The following is a 15,853-nucleotide window of genomic DNA, read 5'->3' as shown; positions in this document are numbered from 1 at the left end:
ATTAGTATTTAGATTTCTTTGTTCCCGCAATTATTTCTTTTAACTCGTTATATTCTTCACAGTTACAAGTTTCTAATACTTTAAGTCTTTCTTTAGCTAAATTCATTCTATTTGTAACAACATAAAGTTCACCAAGGTATTCGTTAATACCTTTATGATTTGGATCAATTTCTAAACCTAAAAGATAATATTTTTCTCCATTTTCGTAATCGCCAAGTTTTCTAGTTGTAAAACCGAGATAGTTTAAAGTATCTGCTTGAAGAGGCTTTTCTTTATTAGATTTGAGAAGAAGCTTTTGAGCTTTGGCATATCTTTTTTTAGCTTTTTCTAATTTACCTTTTTTTTCATATTTTTTTGCAAATTTGATTGATTGTACTGCTTTATCGTAATCTGACTTTACCTTTTTTGGTGTTGAGTCTGAACCTGCTGAAATTGCATTGGAAGCAAACAAAACAAATATCAAAGTAATAAATACTTTTTTAATCATTATAAAAATTTCTCCATTTGGCTTAAAGGTTTTAAGTTAAGTCCATTTTTAATTAAATTTTCTTTAATTGATCTTGCTGTAGCAAGTGAACTCTCGTTATCTCCATGTATGCATACAGAGTCAATTTCACAAGGTATTTGCTTTCCACTGTGACAATTCAGTGCCTGATTTTTTACCATGCTTAATACATGTTTTTTAGCTTCTTCTGGTTCAGTAATTAATGCATGTGGTTTTTTTCTAGAAACTAAATTTCCATCATCTTCATAGGTTCTATCTGCAAAAATTTCACAGGCAATTTTCATATCTAATTTTTTAGCTGCTTGTTCCATTTTAGAGCCAGTTGGTACTAAATAAATCAAATCTTTACTTATTTCATTGATCGCTTTTGCTAATGTAGTTGCTAGATCAATATCCTCACACGCCATATTGTTCAATGCTCCATGTGGTTTTATATGAGTAACATTTTCTCCATGATCTTGAGCAATCTTTTGTAAAATTTCATATTGATCAATAATTAATTTTCTAACTTCTTCAGGCGCAAGATCCATTCTTTGTCTTCCAAAATTTTCTGGGTCATTGAATGATGGATGAGCACCAATGCTTACACCGTTTTTTTTCGATATTTGAACTACTTGGTTCATAGTTTCTTCATCACCGGCATGAAATCCACATGCAACGTTAGCAGAATTTACTATATCAAGTAAGTCTGGATCATATTTATTTGAATGGTGTTTTGATTTTTCACCTAAATCACAATTTATATTAATTTCCATAGTTCTAATTGTTAAGTATAACATGCCATGATAAAAAATATAACAAATCTTGGTGACGCAGCTGTTTATTGCGATTTTGGTATAGAGGTGAATAAATCAGTTAACTCTGAAGTAATAAAATATTTTAAAGCTTTAAAAAAAGAAAATATTGAAAGTATTAATAATCTTACTCCTTCTTACAATAAATTAATAGTTTCTTACGACCTTAGAAAAACAAACTTTAAAGAGATTAAAAAATTAATTGAAAATTTAAATGTTGATGAAACTCAAGATAACAATAGTAATAAAATAGAAATTCCAGTTTGTTGTGATGATCAATTTTCTCTCGATATAAAAAGATTAGAAGAAAAATTAAATATTAATCGAGATAAAATTTTAGAAAATTTTTTTAGTAAGGAATATTTTTGTTATATGACCGGATTTATTGCCGGTATGCCTTTTTTAGGTGATTTGGATGAAAATATGAGAGTACCAAGATTAGAAACACCAAGAGTAAAAGTCCCCAAAGGATCAGTCGCTTTAACTGAACAATTTGCAAATATTTATACATTTGAAAGTCCTGGTGGATGGAACATACTTGGTAATACACCTGTAGATGTTTTTGATAATTCAAAAGAGGAAGAGCCAAATCTAATAAATCCTGGTGACATTGTAGTTTTTAAACAAATAAATCTTGAAAAATATAATAGTTATAATGACAAATAATTTCGAAATTATAAGAGCTGGAGTTAATACTACTTTTCAAGATCAAGGAAGAAACAACTTATATCATATAGGAATTCCATTTAGTGGAGCGATGGATAATAGAAATTATAGTTTAGCTAACAAGCTGGTAGGCAATAAATTAAATTCTCCAGTTATAGAATTTGCATACCAAGGACCACATATAAAATATTTAGGAGAAAAAATTAATATAGCAGTTACAGGTGATATTGTTTTTAAAATTATTAAAAATGGCACAGAAATTGATGGCAATTGTTATGAGAGTTATCAAATTGAAAATGGAGATGAGATTAATCTAATCTCAACAAATAAATCAGTTTATGGATATTTAGCATTTGGTGGAGAATTAGATTTAAAATTTCAATGGAATAGTTGTTCGATAAATACCAAGGCAAATATTGGATCAAATAATGGAAAAAAATTAGAGAACGGTCAAAAAGTAAATATCCTAAATGTTAATTCAGACCAAAGTAAAAAAAAAACTAATTACATAAATTCTAAAGTTGAAAATATCAGAGTAATAAAAGGACCAAACTTTGATTATTTTTCAGAGGAAGGAAAAAAAATATTTTTTGAAAAAGAATTTTCTGTATCAAAACTTTCAGATAGAATGGGGATGCGTATAGAGGGTCCAAAAATTGAAAATATTGTAAATACCAATATTAAATCAGAAGGTTTGTTAAAAGGGGTCATTCAGGTACCAGCAGACGGAAACCCAATTATTATGCTGTCAGACCATGGTACCATTGGAGGGTATCCAAAAATTGGTGTAGTAGCTAGTGTTGATTATGATCGTTTAGTACAAATATCACCTGGCTCAAAAATTAAATTTAAAGAGATAAATTTATCTGATGCTGAAACTTTATTTAAATTATATGAGATGGACACTCAGAACTTACTTAATCAAATATAATGAATATTATTAGAAAACTTCCTGGACCCTTCTTAGTATTTCTAGGTGCATGTAGTCTTAGTTTTGGAGGTTTGATTGTAAAATCATTTGAGGGAGCAACCCTCTGGCAAATATTATTTTGGAGAACGGTATTCTTCCTAATTGTTATTAGCTTGTATTTAACTTTAACTTATAAAAAACAAGTATTTAGATCCTTTTATAATTTAGGATTTCCTGGTTTCTTTGGTGGATTTATTTTGTCATTTGGCTTTAGTGGTTATGTATTTGCGATGTATAACACAACAGTTGCTAATGCTAATTTTATTATTCAAACACAAACAATCTTCCTAGCAATATTTGGTTATTTTTTTTTAAAAGAAAAAATTTCAGCAATCACTCTGACTTCAATAGTTCTTGCAATTTCAGGAATACTTCTAATGGTTGGAAGCTCTTTATCTCCAGGTCAAATGTCTGGAAATATTGCAGCTTTCATAATGCCAATATCATTTGCTACATTAATTTTAGTTGTAAGAAAATATCCAACTGTTGATATGGTTCCTGCTCAATTTGTTGCAGGAGTTTTTGCTTTGTTAATTGGTTATCTAATGTCAGAAAAAATAATGATATCTCCTAATGATATCTTTTTAGGATTTTTAGCTGGGTTTTTACAATTAGGATTAGGTTTTATATTTATTACTATCGGTGCTCAACGAACACCATCAGCAATGGTTGGAATCATAATGTTAACAGAAGCAGTACTTGGTCCCTTATGGGCATGGTTGTTTATAAATGAACAGCCACCGTTCATAGTAATTATTGGAGGATCAATAGTTATTTTTGCAGTTTTACTTCAATTTTACAATTTATATACCTCAGAAAAAAAAGCGATCTAATAACATTTGACATTAAACAGTATTTATTAGAATATTTGTTAACGGGAGAGATCACAAACTTTGTGACACCGAAGGAGCAACCGCCCAGGAAACTCTCAGGTAAAAGGACCGTATTATATTAACTCTGGAAAGAGATTGAGTTCTCGCCGAAGGAGTAAAACTCTCAGGCAAAAATACAGATGGGTACGACAGAGTTAGTATGGGAAAAAAAACATCTTTAAACAAACTTCATCAAGATAACCAAGCTAAATTTGTAGAATTTGCTGGATATGAAATGCCCATACAATACAGCAAAGGGATTGTTGAAGAGCATAAATTCACAAGATCAAATGCAGGTATTTTTGATGTGTCTCACATGGGTCAATTATTTATTCATGGTGGAGATGACTTAACTGCTGATCTTGAAAAAATTTTTCCACTTGATTTAAAAAATTTGAAACAAAACTGTTCTAAATATAGTTTTTTAATGAACGATAGTGCTGGAATTCATGATGATTTGATAATCACTAAAATTGAAAAAGGATATTTAATTATTTTAAACGCAGCATGCAAAGATAATGATTTTAAAATTTTATCAGATTTACTGAACAGTAAATATGAAATGGTTCTTGATGATCAAAGAGCATTAATTGCAATTCAAGGTCCAAAGTCAGTTGAGATTTTAAATGACATAATAGAAGGTATTGAAAAACTTAATTTTATGACAGGGAACTGGTTTGATTATAAAGATCAAAAATCTTTTGTTACAAGGTCTGGTTATACTGGAGAGGATGGTTTTGAAGTGTCTATTAATAACGATTTAGCCGAAGGATTTACTCAGAATTTGATGGAAAAAGGAGCACAACTTATAGGACTTGGGGCAAGAGATACCTTGAGATTAGAGGCAGGATTGTGCTTATATGGACACGAACTTGGTACAGAAAAAACACCAATTGAAGCAAACTTAAAGTGGGCGATTTCTAAAGAGCGAATTTCAAATGGTGGATTTGTTGGTTCTGATAAAATTATGAAAGAAATAGAAGAGGGTACCTCTAAAATTAGAATTGGGATTAAGCCAGAAGGAAGATTGATTGCTAGAGAAAAAACTAAAATATTTGATGAGTCAGAAAAACTTATTGGTGAGGTTACCAGCGGAACTTTTGGCCCAAGTGTAAATGGTCCAATAGCAATGGGCTACATTGATAAAGAGTTTTCTAAAGTTAATACAAAAATTTTACTAGAAGTAAGAGGAAAAAAACATCCTGCAAGTGTTTGTGGGTTACCATTTTATAAAAAAAGTTACGTGAAAGGAGTAAAATAATGAGTGAAGTTAAATTTTCAAAAGAACATGAGTGGATTACAGTGGAGGGCGATGTTGCTACCATTGGAATTACAAAGCATGCAACAGAAATGTTGGGAGATATTGTTTTTGCTGAGTTACCTGAAAAAGGTTCAAGCGTTGAAAAAGATGGCACAGCAGGAGTAGTTGAGTCAACTAAAGCTGCAAGTGATGTTTATACTCCAGTAAGTGGTGAAGTAGTAGATACCAACCAAGCTATAGTAGATGATCCTGCAAAAATTAATGAAGACCCTGAGGGATCAGCTTGGTTTTTTAAACTTAAATTAAAAGATAGTTTAGAAATGGACAGCTTAATGAATAAAGAAGAATACGATAAATTTGCAAAGGAGAGTGCTAGCTAATGTTACATAACTCACAAAAAGACTTTTTAAAAAGACACATTGGACCTTCAGAAGAAGATCAAAATAAAATGCTGAAGGAGCTTAATTATAATTCATTAGATGATTTAATAAAAAGTACAGTTCCAGAAAAGATACAATTGAAAGATGGATTAAATATAGGAGAGTCTAATTCTGAGTATGAAGCATTAAGAAAATTGAAAGCAATTTCAAAAAAAAATCAAATTTATTCAAATTTTATTGGTATGGGTTACTATGGAACGTACACTCCATATGTAATTTTAAGAAATATTTTAGAGAATCCAGGTTGGTATACATCTTATACTCCTTATCAGCCTGAAGTAGCGCAAGGAAGACTAGAAATGCTTCTAAACTTTCAGCAAATGATTGTTGATTTCACTGGCATGGATATTGCAAACGCATCTTTGCTTGATGAAGGAACAGCAGCTGCAGAAGCTATGGGATTAAGTCATAGATTAAATAAAAAGGATAGTAATTTAGTTTTTGTTTCAGAAAATTGCCATCCACAAACAATTGATGTAATTCAAACAAGAGCAGAGCCAATGGGATTAAAAGTACTTGTTGGCAATGAAGATAAAGTATTGGATCAACTTAAAGAGGATTTAGTTTGTGGAATTCTTCAATATCCTGGAACTTTAGGAGACATCAAAGATCCAAGTGAAGCCATCAGCAAAATTCATAAAAAAAATGGAAAAGCTGTATTAGTTTCTGATTTATTAGCTTTAGCGCTACTTAAAACACCAAGAGAATTAGGCGCTGATATTGCAGTAGGAAGCTCTCAAAGATTTGGAATTCCAATGGGTTATGGTGGACCTCATGCAGCTTTCTTTGCAACTAAAGATGAGTTCAAAAGGTCTATGCCAGGAAGAATTATTGGTGTTTCTGTTGATAGACATGGAAACAAAGCTTACAGATTATCTCTTCAAACAAGAGAACAACACATTAGAAGAGATAAAGCGACAAGTAACATTTGTACTGCTCAAGCATTGTTAGCAATTGTTTCAGCGGCATATGCAATTTACCACGGGCCAGATGGAATAAAAACTATTGCAGAACGAGTTTCTCAATTAGCTAAAAATTTTGCAGATAAATTAAAACAATCTGGATATGAAATTTATTCAGATCATTTCTTTGATACAGTTACAATTGTAACAAAAGATAAAACTGATCAAATTTATAAAAATGCTTTAGATCAAAAAGTAAATATCAGAAGAGTAAACTCTGAAATGTTGGCCGTTTCTTTTGATGAAAAGAAAAATGTTTATAGAGTAAATCAATTGTTGAAAATTTTTAATGCAGCCGAGTCTATTAAAAAAGAAGATCCAACAGTAAGTTTACCTAATTTACCAAAAAATTTATTAAGGACTTCAAAATATTTAGAACATCCTGTTTTTAATTCATATCATTCAGAAACAGAGATGCTTAGATATTTAAAAAAATTAGAAGATAAAGATATAGCTCTTAACAGAACTATGATTGCACTTGGTTCATGTACTATGAAATTAAATGCTACTGCAGAAATGATTCCTATTTCATGGAGAGAGTTAGCTGAGCCTCATCCGTTTGTACCAGTAGAGCAGATGGAAGGTTATAGAGCATTGTTCACTGATCTTAAAAATTGGTTAAGATCAATTACTGGTTTTTCTGGTGTTTCACTTCAACCAAATGCTGGTGCTCAAGGAGAATATGCTGGATTAATGGTAATTAGAAAATACCATTTAGATAGAGGAGAAGAAAACAGGAATATATGTTTAATTCCAAGCTCTGCACATGGAACAAATCCTGCTAGTGCACAAATGGTTGGAATGAAAGTTGTAGTTGTTGATTGTGATAAAGAAGGAAATGTTGATTTTGAAGATTTGAAGAAAAAAGTAGAAGCACATTCTGAAAATCTTGGAGCATTAATGGTTACATATCCGTCTACTCACGGTGTGTTTGAAGAAAAAATTACAGACATTTGTGAACTGATACATAAACATGGTGGTCAGGTTTACATGGATGGTGCAAATTTAAATGCACTTGTTGGAATAGCAAGACCTGGAAATTTTGGTCCAGATGTTTGCCATATAAACTTACACAAAACATTCTGTATTCCACATGGTGGTGGAGGACCAGGTATGGGACCAATTGCATGTAAAAGACATTTACAAGTTTATTTACCTAATCATCCAGTTGTTAAAGATTGTGGACCTGCTACAGGAATAGGCGCAGTCTCAGCAGCCCCTTGGGGAAGCTCAAGTATTTTATCAATTTCTTGGATGTATATTAAAATGATGGGTTCAGAAGGTTTAAAACTAGCTACTCAAGTTGCGATATTAAACGCAAATTATATAGCTCATAGACTTAAAGATCATTTCCCAATTTTGTACAAAGGTTCAAATGGCAATGTTGCTCATGAATGTATTATAGATATTCGATCAATTAAGAGTGAGACAGGTATCACTGAGGAAGATATCGCTAAAAGATTGATCGATTATGGTTTCCATGCACCAACAATGTCTTGGCCAGTTGCGGGAACTATGATGATAGAGCCAACAGAGAGTGAGAGTTTATCTGAGCTTGATAGATTTTGTGATACTTTAATTAATATCAAATCTGAAATAGATAAGATCAATTCTGGTGAGTTTGATAAAGTAGACAATCCTATTAAGAACGCTCCTCATACAGATATAGAACTTGCATCAGATGAATGGGATCATAAATATTCAAGAGAGCAAGCTGCTTATCCTGCTAAATTCTTAAAAACAAATAAATTTTGGCCACCAGTTGCAAGAGTGGACAATGTTTATGGAGATAAGAATATCTTTTGTACTTGTCCAAGTATGGATGAGTTTAAAGAAGACGCGGCATAATCATTAATGAAAATTGCTGTAGTTGGTTCTGGGATATCAGGCTTAAGTGCTGCATATTATTTATCAAAAAAACATCATGTAGATCTTTTTGAGAAAGAAGATCATTTTGGTGGTCATTCTCATACAATAGATTTAATTTTTGATGAAAAGAAAGTATCTGTAGATATTGGTTTTATTGTATTTAATTTTCAAACCTATCCAAATTTAATTAATTTCTTTAAAGAAAATGATGTTCAAATTGAAAAGAGTAACATGTCTTTTTCGGTATCAGTAGAAAATACAAACTTTGAATATTGTGGAAAAGGTTTAAATGGAATTTTTTCCAATAGATCTAATTTGTTTAATCCTAATTTTTTAAAAATGTTTTTTGATATCATTAAATTTTATAAAAATAGTGATCAAATAAATGTTACAGATCAAAAACTTACTTTAGGTGAGTATTTAGAAAACAATAAACTATCAAAAACGTTTATTGATTACCATATCATCCCAATGGTATCTGCAATCTGGTCTATGCCACCTTATGAAGCTAGCAAGATGCCAATAACATTCTTTTTAAAATTTTTTCAAAATCATGGGCTCTTTAAATTAAAAAATAGACCTCAGTGGTATACCGTAACCAATAGAAGCAGAACTTATGTAAATAAAGTAATTTCAAAGATAAGTGGTGAATACTTTAAAAATTATAAAATAAAAAAAATTATAAGAAAATCAAAAGGATTAGATTTATATTATGGTGGTGAAAGTGAATTTTTTGATTATGATAAAGTTGTAATAGCAGCTCACGCTGATGAAGCTTTGAAGTTGATCGATAATCCTACTGAAGAAGAGACAAAAATTTTATCTAATTTTAGTTATAAGGAAAATATTGCATATATTCATACAGACAAAAGAGCGATGCCAAAAAATAAAAAGGCATGGTCCTCATGGAATTCATCAATCAATGACAAGGATTTAGAAAAAAATTCTATTACTTATTGGTTAAACCTTTTACAAAACCTTAAATGCGATGAGGACATTTTTTTAACTCTTAATCCTTATTTTGAAATAGATGAGAGTAAAATACTTAAAATAGTTAAATTTACTCATCCTTATTATGATCAACAAGCACTAGATGCTCAATCAGAACTATCTAGTTTACAAAATAAAAAGGATTTACTTTTTTGTGGGAGTTATTTTGGTTACGGTTTTCATGAAGATGGAATAAAATCATCTATTGAAATGCTAAAATACCTAAATGACTAACTCATGCATATATAACGGAAAAGTAATCCATAAACGTTTCAAACCTAAAGAACACTATTTTAAGTATAGTGTTTTCTCACTTTTAATTGATTTATCTGAGTTAAGAAAAATAGATCAAGAGATAAGCTTCTTTTCATTGAATAAATTCAATCTAATCAGTTTTCATGAAAAGGATCATGGTGAACGTGACGGATCTTCTCTTGAAGATTGGGTAAAGAAAAATTTAGAACAAAATAAAATAGAGACTGTAGATATTAAAATTAAGCTTCTCTGTTATCCAAGGATTTTTGGATATGTGTTTAATCCTCTAAGTATCTTTTTTGTTTATAACCAAAATGATAAATTAATATCTATATTATATGAGGTGAAAAATACATTTGGTGAGCAACATACTTATGTTTTTAGAGTAGATAGTGAAAATAAATTAATTCAGAATAATTGTTCTAAAAAATTTCATGTTTCACCTTTTATAGAAATGAATTGTAAGTATTTCTTTAGAATTCTTAATCCTGATGAAAAACTTTCTGTAATCATTGATCAATACGATCAAGAAGGAAAAATTTTATTTGCATCTCAAGATGGAAAAAGAACAAACTTAAATAGCAGTCAATTATTAAAATCATATTTAAAGCACCCTCTGATGACTATAAAAATAATATCAGCAATCCATTTTGAGGCCTTTAAATTATGGATGAAAGGAATTAAGATTATTAAAAAAAAAATAAAAATAAGAAACAATTTAACGGTTGAAAATTAATGTTATTAAATAGAGCTGCAGATAAATTGGTTTTTAAATTTTTAAGTAAAATTAAAAATGGATACCTTGAATTAACTACCTATGAAGGTGAGATATTAAAGTTTGGTAACCCTGATCAATCTTTAAAGGCAAATATTAAGATAAAAAATCCAAATTTTAATTATAATTTAATTAGAGGTGGGAGTATTGGTTTTGCTGAAAGTTATATGAGAGGTGAATTTGAAACTGACAATCTTTCAGATCTAATTGAGTTAACAGCTAGAAATATTCAAGTGATATATAAATTCTCAGGTTTGCTTGATCTGCCTGTAATCAATTTCATAAAAAATAAAATAATCAAAAACACAAAAAGTCGAAGTAAGGAAAATATTGCAAAACATTATGATCTTGGAAATGATTTCTTTTCATTGTGGCTAGATGATACTTTAACTTATTCAAGTGCAATCTTTGATGATAGTTCAAAAAATTTAAGTATAGCGCAAAATAATAAATACCAAAAATTAATTGATCTAATCAAACCTAGTTCTGGTGACAAAGTTTTAGAAATTGGTTGTGGTTGGGGTGGTTTTGCAGAATATTTAGGTAAGAAATATGATGTGAAATTAGACTGTATTACTATTTCTAAAAAACAATTCGAATACGCAAAAGAAAGAATTCATAAATGTGGTCTAAATGAAAAAGTAAATATTGAGATTAAAGATTATCGTGATCTTCAAGGAAAATATAATTCGATCGCTTCAATTGAAATGATTGAGGCTGTTGGGCAAAATTATTTAGAGAGTTATTTTAAAACAATAAAAGATAATTTATCGAATGGAGGAAAGGCTGCAATTCAAGCAATAACCATTGATGACAGTTTGTTTGATAGATACAAAAATAAACAGGATTTTATTCAAAAATACATTTTCCCAGGAGGATTTCTTCCTAACAAAAATAGTATTAATAGATATGTTTCAGATAACGGCTTAACAATTAATTCGTACATTTCATATGCAGATCACTATGCAGAAACGTTAGCTATTTGGAGGGAAGAGTTTTTGAGAAAATGGGATCAAATTAAAAATCAAGGATTTGATCTCACATTTAAAAGAATGTGGGAATTTTACCTATCTTATTGTGAAGCTGGATTTAAATCTAAAAATATTGATTTGATTCAATTTTCAATGCAGAATAAATAACACCAATAATATGAAAATAATAAAATCAATTTCGTTGATAATTCTGGCTTTCTTAATTACAAGTTGCTCAAATAATAGTGCCATGAAACCAGAAGATTTTAAAAATAAAGAACCTAGATTAATTATTGAAGAATACCTTACAGGTAACGTTAAAGCTTGGGGTGTTTTACAAAATCGATCAGGAAAAGTTACAAGACAATTCTCAGCCGATTTAGAAGGAACATGGGATGGCAAACAACTAATTTTAAAAGAAAAATTTAATTGGGACGATGGTGAGGTTCAAGACAGAGAGTGGACAATTACTAAATTAGATGAACATAATTATGAAGGTACAGCAGGGGACGTTGTTGGAAAAGCAATAGGATATTCTTACGGACCTGCATTTAAATTTGAGTATGTTTTGTTAGTTCCAGTTAAAGGAAAAGAATTAAAAATTACTTTTGATGATTGGATCTTTAAACAGGATGAAAGAGTTGCAATCAACAGAGCTACAATGACTAAGTTTGGATTTAAGGTAGCAGAGCTAACGGTTGTATTTGTTAAAGATTAATTATTTCTTTTGATGCTTAGTCATCTTCCCTACTAGTTTAAAATAAAGTTTACTTGGAAGAAAACTAAAGAACTTTAAAGTTAAAGTAAGTGCTTTTGGAAAATGTATTTCAAAAACATTTTTATTAATCAAGCCATCATAAATTTGATCAGCAGCAAATTCAGGTGTTTTCAAAAATGGCATTTTAAAATCGTTTTTATCAGTCATAGGTGTTTTAATAAATCCAGGAGAAACTAAACAAACTCGAACATTGTACCTTTTAAAATCAAAAAATAAACTTTCTGCTAAATTGTTCAAAGCAGATTTTGATGGTCCATAACCAGTTGAATTAGGCAATCCTCTATAACCAGCAATAGATGAAACTATAGTGATTATACCACTTTCTCTCTCTCTATAATATTGTTCCACTGCTTTAATGGAGTTCACTGTCCCAAAAAAGTTTACTTTGAAAACATCTTCCATTTGTTCAACATCAATTTCTTTTTCTTTTTTTGGATTCCATGTACCAGTTGAAAAAAAACATATATCAATATTTTCAAACTTAGTTTTAATTTGGTTGAAAACTTCTATACATTTTGTTTTATCAGTAACATCTAAAGGAAATGATGAAATATTTTCATAATTTTTTGAAAGTTCATCTAAGAGCTCAACTCTTCTCGCAGATACCGCAACATTCCATCCTTTGTTTGCAAATTTAATTGCCAAAGCTTTACCAATTCCTGTGCTACCACCAGTTATCCAAATAGTTTTTTTGCTCATTTTTTGTTATGTATAAACATTATGTTAAAAAATAAAATTGTAACATTTATATTATTTCTTATCATTACATTTTCAGCCTCATTAATTGGAGGATTAGCTACAGTTACATTCAAGGAGCCTTGGTATTCTTTGTTAAATAAACCTGTTTTTAATCCACCAGACTGGGTGTTTGGTCCGGTATGGACAATTTTATATTTATTTATGACAATTTCTATTTGGATGTATTGGCATTCCAAAAATAAAGAGATGAATACAGTTTATATTTATTTTATTCATTTAGTTTTTAATGCAACTTGGAGTATAGTTTTCTTTGTATTTCACAACATGGTTTTAGCTTTATTAGTATTAGTCGTGTTAATTGCATTCATTATTAATTTAATCATAAGATATAGACACGTCACAATGATGAGCTCGTATTTGATGATTCCATATTTACTTTGGTGTTGCTTTGCTCTAATTTTAAATACTAGTTTGATTATATTGAATTAATTATGGATGATGTTGTTGTAGTTGGCGGTGGAATAATTGGGGCAGCAACTGCTTATTTTCTCTCAAAAGAAGGAAGAAAAGTTAAAGTTATTGAAAGAGATCCAACATACAAAACAGCTTCATTTCCTTTGTCTTTAGGAGGTTTTAGAAGACAATTTTTTCAAAAAGAAAATATCTTACTTGGTAAATTTGCAAGAGAATTTATTTTTCAAATACCAGAATTATTGAAAACTGAAAAAAATCCTAATCCAACAGCAAGTATGGTAACCAATGGCTACCTTTTGATGTTTGGTCCCGAACATGCTGAAGAACAATATAAAGCTTTAGAAAATCATAAGGAATGTGATGCAGGTACAAAAAATATTAAAGGCTCAGAGCTATCGAAAGTATTTCCATATATAAATGATGAAGGTGTTGAGACTGCTACTTACACAGATAATCAAAGTGAAGGTTGGATTGATCCTTTTATGTTTCATAGTGCACTGAAAAGTAAGGCAATAGAACTTGGAGCAGAATTTATAAAAGGAGAGGTTAAAAGTCTTTCAGAGATAAATGCTAAAACAATTGTTTCTGCAGCTGGTTGCTGGACTAAAGAATTATTAGAAGACATTCCTGTTGAACCTCAAAAACACACAGTGTTCAGAGTAAAATGTCCAACATATATAAAAGAAATGCCTCTAACTGGTGATTTAACTACGGGTGTTTATTGGAGACCTGAGGGTGGAGAGTATTTAGCAGGATCACCATTGTCAGTATTTGGTGCAGACGATTTAGAGCCAGCATGGAATGATTTTGAACAATTAGTTTGGCCAGCACTAGCAAAAAGAATACCAGCTTTTGAAGAATTAAAATTAACTGGAGGCTGGGCAGGTTACTACGATTGTAATAGATTAGATAATAATGCTGTTGTTGGGAAACATCCTAAGTTCGACAATGTTTATATGGCTACTGGTTTTACTGGAAGAGGATTAATGCAAGCTCCAGGTATTGGAAGAGCGTTAACTGAATTGATCACAACTGGTTCATACCAAACAATTGATATAAGTGATTTTGCTGTTGAAAGAGTGTTGGGCAAAACTGCAAGAAGAGAACCTTACGTTTTATAATTAAGTTCCACAAAAAGTTTGATATTTTTCATTACCTATCGGTGTAGGCTTTTGAAATTCAATAATATCTTCTTGATCAGAATAAGGAATACTTAAAACTTTTAAAAGTTTATTCATTGTTTCTAGATTTCCTTTGTCCGCATCAGCTAGAGCATCCTCTACTTTTTGATTTCTTGGTATAACTATAGGATTAGTTTTTTTCATCAGTTCTAAGTATTTGTCAGATGAATTATTTAGTTTTAATCTTTTCTCCCATTCATTAGTCCAATTTTTAAAATCATCATTTTTATAAACTTCATTATCAATCTCAACACCCATTAAATGACAGAAGGTATTTGTATAATCTGCATTATTATTTTTCATCCAATCTAAAAGTTTATTAATTAATGTTAGATCATTTTTATCTTCACCAAATAAACCAAGTTTATCTCTCATCATATTTAACCATTTTTCCTCATAAATATTTTGAAAATTATCAATTAACTCTGTTGCAATTTTAATTGCTGTATCTTCATCTTTATCAATAAGTGGTATCAGACATTCTGCAAATCTTGCTAAATTCCATTTTGTAATTGGTGGTTGATTTGAAAAAGCATATCTTCCAAATTTATCTATAGAGCTAAATACAGTTTTTGGATCATATTGATCCATAAAAGCACATGGACCATAATCAATTGTTTCGCCAGAAATAGCCATATTATCAGTGTTCATCACTCCATGAATAAATCCAACTCTCATCCAATTAATCACTAACTGACATTGTCTTTCCATTACAAGACTTAATAAATCTAAAGCTTTGTTTTTAGAGGATTTAATTTCTGGATAGTGTCTATCAATTGTGTAATCAACTAATGTATTAAGATCTTCTAGATTTTGAGTGGCTGCAATATATTGAAAAGTGCCAACTCGAATATGACTAGATGCAACTCTTGTTAAAATTGCTCCATTTAACAAATTTTCTCTAACAACTTTTTCTCCAGTTTTAACAACAGCAAGACTTCTAGTTGTTGGAATATTTAAAGCGTTAATTGCTTCACTAATTATGTATTCTCTCAGCATTGGACCTAAAGCAGCCCTTCCATCACCACCCCTAGAAAAAGAAGTTCTCCCTGAACCTTTAAATTGTATATCGAAACGTTGATTTTTATTATCTATATGCTCTCCTAGTAGAACCGCTCTTCCATCTCCAAGCATCGTGAAATGACCAAACTGATGACCAGCATATGCTTGTGCAATTGAATTAGTTCCATCAGGCAAATTATTTCCAGAAAATATTTCAGCTAATTTTTTTTTATCTATTCCTGAAAAGTTTAAATTTAAATTTTTAGCAAGTTCTTCGTTTAAAATAACAAGCTCAGGCTCATGAACTGGTGTAGGTTTGATGTCTTCTTTAAATGTTTTTGATAGTTTTGAATATGAATTATCAAAATGCCAACCGATGGTCATTTTAA

16 protein-coding genes and 1 riboswitch are annotated in these 15,853 nt (G+C 30.3%); of the genes, 12 read left to right on the top strand and 4 right to left on the bottom strand.

What is annotated here, in order from left to right:
• Window position 1: 1 nt before the first annotated feature.
• Both ACTTBI_RS04550 and ACTTBI_RS04545 read right to left on the bottom strand, forming a co-directional pair.
• On the bottom strand, window positions 2-487 hold the full coding sequence (locus ACTTBI_RS04550) for a tetratricopeptide repeat protein (protein ID WP_440652827.1): 486 nt from the start codon (window positions 485-487) through the stop codon (window positions 2-4).
• Window positions 487-1,260, bottom strand: coding sequence for a 5-oxoprolinase subunit PxpA (locus ACTTBI_RS04545; protein ID WP_440652826.1), 774 nt, complete (start codon window positions 1,258-1,260; stop codon window positions 487-489). The genes ACTTBI_RS04550 and ACTTBI_RS04545 overlap by 1 nt, the downstream gene beginning before the upstream one ends.
• A gap of 27 nt (window positions 1,261-1,287) precedes the next feature.
• On the opposite strand from ACTTBI_RS04545, the gene ACTTBI_RS04540 reads away from it, so the two are divergent.
• The 10 genes from ACTTBI_RS04540 (at window position 1,288) to ACTTBI_RS04495 (ending at window position 12,048) form a co-directional block, all read left to right on the top strand.
• Window positions 1,288-1,965 (top strand): allophanate hydrolase subunit 1, encoded by a 678-nt coding sequence (locus ACTTBI_RS04540; protein ID WP_440652824.1) that lies wholly within the window; start codon window positions 1,288-1,290, stop codon window positions 1,963-1,965.
• Window positions 1,955-2,896 (top strand): biotin-dependent carboxyltransferase family protein, encoded by a 942-nt coding sequence (locus ACTTBI_RS04535; protein WP_440652823.1) that lies wholly within the window; start codon window positions 1,955-1,957, stop codon window positions 2,894-2,896. The genes ACTTBI_RS04540 and ACTTBI_RS04535 overlap by 11 nt, the downstream gene beginning before the upstream one ends.
• Window positions 2,896-3,768 carry a DMT family transporter gene (locus ACTTBI_RS04530; RefSeq protein ID WP_440652821.1) on the top strand — a complete coding sequence of 291 codons (873 nt, stop codon included), beginning with the start codon at window positions 2,896-2,898 and terminating at the stop codon, window positions 3,766-3,768. The genes ACTTBI_RS04535 and ACTTBI_RS04530 overlap by 1 nt, the downstream gene beginning before the upstream one ends.
• Window positions 3,769-3,799: 31 nt before the next feature.
• A riboswitch (glycine riboswitch) is annotated at window positions 3,800-3,889 on the top strand.
• Window positions 3,890-3,967: 78 nt separating this feature from the next.
• On the top strand, window positions 3,968-5,068 hold the full coding sequence (gcvT, locus tag ACTTBI_RS04525; RefSeq protein ID WP_440652819.1) for a glycine cleavage system aminomethyltransferase GcvT: 1,101 nt from the start codon (window positions 3,968-3,970) through the stop codon (window positions 5,066-5,068).
• Complete coding sequence (gcvH, locus tag ACTTBI_RS04520) at window positions 5,068-5,448, top strand: glycine cleavage system protein GcvH (protein ID WP_440652817.1); 381 nt, start codon at window positions 5,068-5,070, stop codon at window positions 5,446-5,448. Before gcvT ends, gcvH begins: the two co-directional genes overlap by 1 nt.
• Entirely contained in the window at window positions 5,448-8,318 is a 2,871-nt protein-coding gene (gcvP, locus tag ACTTBI_RS04515) for an aminomethyl-transferring glycine dehydrogenase (RefSeq protein ID WP_440652815.1), read from the top strand. The genes gcvH and gcvP overlap by 1 nt, the downstream gene beginning before the upstream one ends.
• A gap of 6 nt (window positions 8,319-8,324) precedes the next feature.
• Window positions 8,325-9,563 carry an NAD(P)/FAD-dependent oxidoreductase gene (locus tag ACTTBI_RS04510; protein WP_440652813.1) on the top strand — a complete coding sequence of 413 codons (1,239 nt, stop codon included), beginning with the start codon at window positions 8,325-8,327 and terminating at the stop codon, window positions 9,561-9,563.
• Window positions 9,556-10,320, top strand: coding sequence for a DUF1365 domain-containing protein (locus ACTTBI_RS04505; protein ID WP_440652811.1), 765 nt, complete (start codon window positions 9,556-9,558; stop codon window positions 10,318-10,320). The genes ACTTBI_RS04510 and ACTTBI_RS04505 overlap by 8 nt, the downstream gene beginning before the upstream one ends.
• Window positions 10,320-11,498: a class I SAM-dependent methyltransferase gene (locus tag ACTTBI_RS04500; protein ID WP_440652809.1), complete on the top strand. Its 1,179-nt coding sequence runs from the start codon at window positions 10,320-10,322 to the stop codon at window positions 11,496-11,498. Before ACTTBI_RS04505 ends, ACTTBI_RS04500 begins: the two co-directional genes overlap by 1 nt.
• A gap of 10 nt (window positions 11,499-11,508) precedes the next feature.
• Window positions 11,509-12,048 carry a DUF3833 domain-containing protein gene (locus ACTTBI_RS04495; RefSeq protein WP_440652807.1) on the top strand — a complete coding sequence of 180 codons (540 nt, stop codon included), beginning with the start codon at window positions 11,509-11,511 and terminating at the stop codon, window positions 12,046-12,048.
• Here the strand turns inward: ACTTBI_RS04495 and ACTTBI_RS04490 are convergent, their stop codons facing one another.
• Window positions 12,049-12,807, bottom strand: coding sequence for an SDR family NAD(P)-dependent oxidoreductase (locus ACTTBI_RS04490; protein WP_440652805.1), 759 nt, complete (start codon window positions 12,805-12,807; stop codon window positions 12,049-12,051). It abuts the gene before it with no gap.
• Window positions 12,808-12,828: 21 nt separating this feature from the next.
• Between ACTTBI_RS04490 and ACTTBI_RS04485 the strand changes: the two genes are divergently transcribed.
• Complete coding sequence (locus tag ACTTBI_RS04485; RefSeq protein WP_440652803.1) at window positions 12,829-13,296, top strand: TspO/MBR family protein; 468 nt, start codon at window positions 12,829-12,831, stop codon at window positions 13,294-13,296.
• Between the two features lie 2 nt (window positions 13,297-13,298).
• Window positions 13,299-14,402: an NAD(P)/FAD-dependent oxidoreductase gene (locus tag ACTTBI_RS04480; RefSeq protein WP_440652802.1), complete on the top strand. Its 1,104-nt coding sequence runs from the start codon at window positions 13,299-13,301 to the stop codon at window positions 14,400-14,402.
• Here ACTTBI_RS04480 and ACTTBI_RS04475 read toward each other — a convergent pair whose 3' ends face one another.
• The gene (locus ACTTBI_RS04475) at window positions 14,403-15,848 is read right to left on the bottom strand and encodes a protein adenylyltransferase SelO (RefSeq protein WP_440652801.1); all 1,446 of its coding nucleotides are present in this window, start codon (window positions 15,846-15,848) and stop codon (window positions 14,403-14,405) included. It abuts the gene before it with no gap.
• Window positions 15,849-15,853 lie beyond the last annotated feature (5 nt).

It is taken from the genome of Candidatus Pelagibacter sp. HIMB1542 (assembly GCF_052047835.1).
Classification (GTDB): domain Bacteria; phylum Pseudomonadota; class Alphaproteobacteria; order Pelagibacterales; family Pelagibacteraceae; genus Pelagibacter.
The sequence above is the reverse complement of the archived record's forward strand: the minus strand, read 5'-3'. Positions and strand labels throughout refer to the sequence as shown.

Excerpts from the sequence above, each read along its gene's own strand:
- ACTTBI_RS04530 (WP_440652821.1), top strand. The coding sequence starts at position 2,896 with ATGAATATTATTAGAAAACTTCCTGGACCCTTCTTAGTATTTCTAGGT.
- ACTTBI_RS04500 (WP_440652809.1), top strand. The coding sequence starts at position 10,320 with ATGTTATTAAATAGAGCTGCAGATAAATTGGTTTTTAAATTTTTAAGT.
- ACTTBI_RS04540 (WP_440652824.1), top strand. The coding sequence starts at position 1,288 with ATGATAAAAAATATAACAAATCTTGGTGACGCAGCTGTTTATTGCGAT.
- ACTTBI_RS04510 (WP_440652813.1), top strand. The coding sequence starts at position 8,325 with ATGAAAATTGCTGTAGTTGGTTCTGGGATATCAGGCTTAAGTGCTGCA.
- ACTTBI_RS04480 (WP_440652802.1), top strand. The coding sequence starts at position 13,299 with ATGGATGATGTTGTTGTAGTTGGCGGTGGAATAATTGGGGCAGCAACT.
- ACTTBI_RS04535 (WP_440652823.1), top strand. The coding sequence starts at position 1,955 with ATGACAAATAATTTCGAAATTATAAGAGCTGGAGTTAATACTACTTTT.
- gcvH (WP_440652817.1), top strand. The coding sequence starts at position 5,068 with ATGAGTGAAGTTAAATTTTCAAAAGAACATGAGTGGATTACAGTGGAG.
- ACTTBI_RS04550 (WP_440652827.1), bottom strand. The coding sequence starts at position 487 with ATGATTAAAAAAGTATTTATTACTTTGATATTTGTTTTGTTTGCTTCC.
- ACTTBI_RS04545 (WP_440652826.1), bottom strand. The coding sequence starts at position 1,260 with ATGGAAATTAATATAAATTGTGATTTAGGTGAAAAATCAAAACACCAT.
- gcvT (WP_440652819.1), top strand. The coding sequence starts at position 3,968 with ATGGGAAAAAAAACATCTTTAAACAAACTTCATCAAGATAACCAAGCT.
- ACTTBI_RS04505 (WP_440652811.1), top strand. The coding sequence starts at position 9,556 with ATGACTAACTCATGCATATATAACGGAAAAGTAATCCATAAACGTTTC.
- ACTTBI_RS04475 (WP_440652801.1), bottom strand. The coding sequence starts at position 15,848 with ATGACCATCGGTTGGCATTTTGATAATTCATATTCAAAACTATCAAAA.
- ACTTBI_RS04495 (WP_440652807.1), top strand. The coding sequence starts at position 11,509 with ATGAAAATAATAAAATCAATTTCGTTGATAATTCTGGCTTTCTTAATT.
- ACTTBI_RS04485 (WP_440652803.1), top strand. The coding sequence starts at position 12,829 with ATGTTAAAAAATAAAATTGTAACATTTATATTATTTCTTATCATTACA.
- gcvP (WP_440652815.1), top strand. The coding sequence starts at position 5,448 with ATGTTACATAACTCACAAAAAGACTTTTTAAAAAGACACATTGGACCT.
- ACTTBI_RS04490 (WP_440652805.1), bottom strand. The coding sequence starts at position 12,807 with ATGAGCAAAAAAACTATTTGGATAACTGGTGGTAGCACAGGAATTGGT.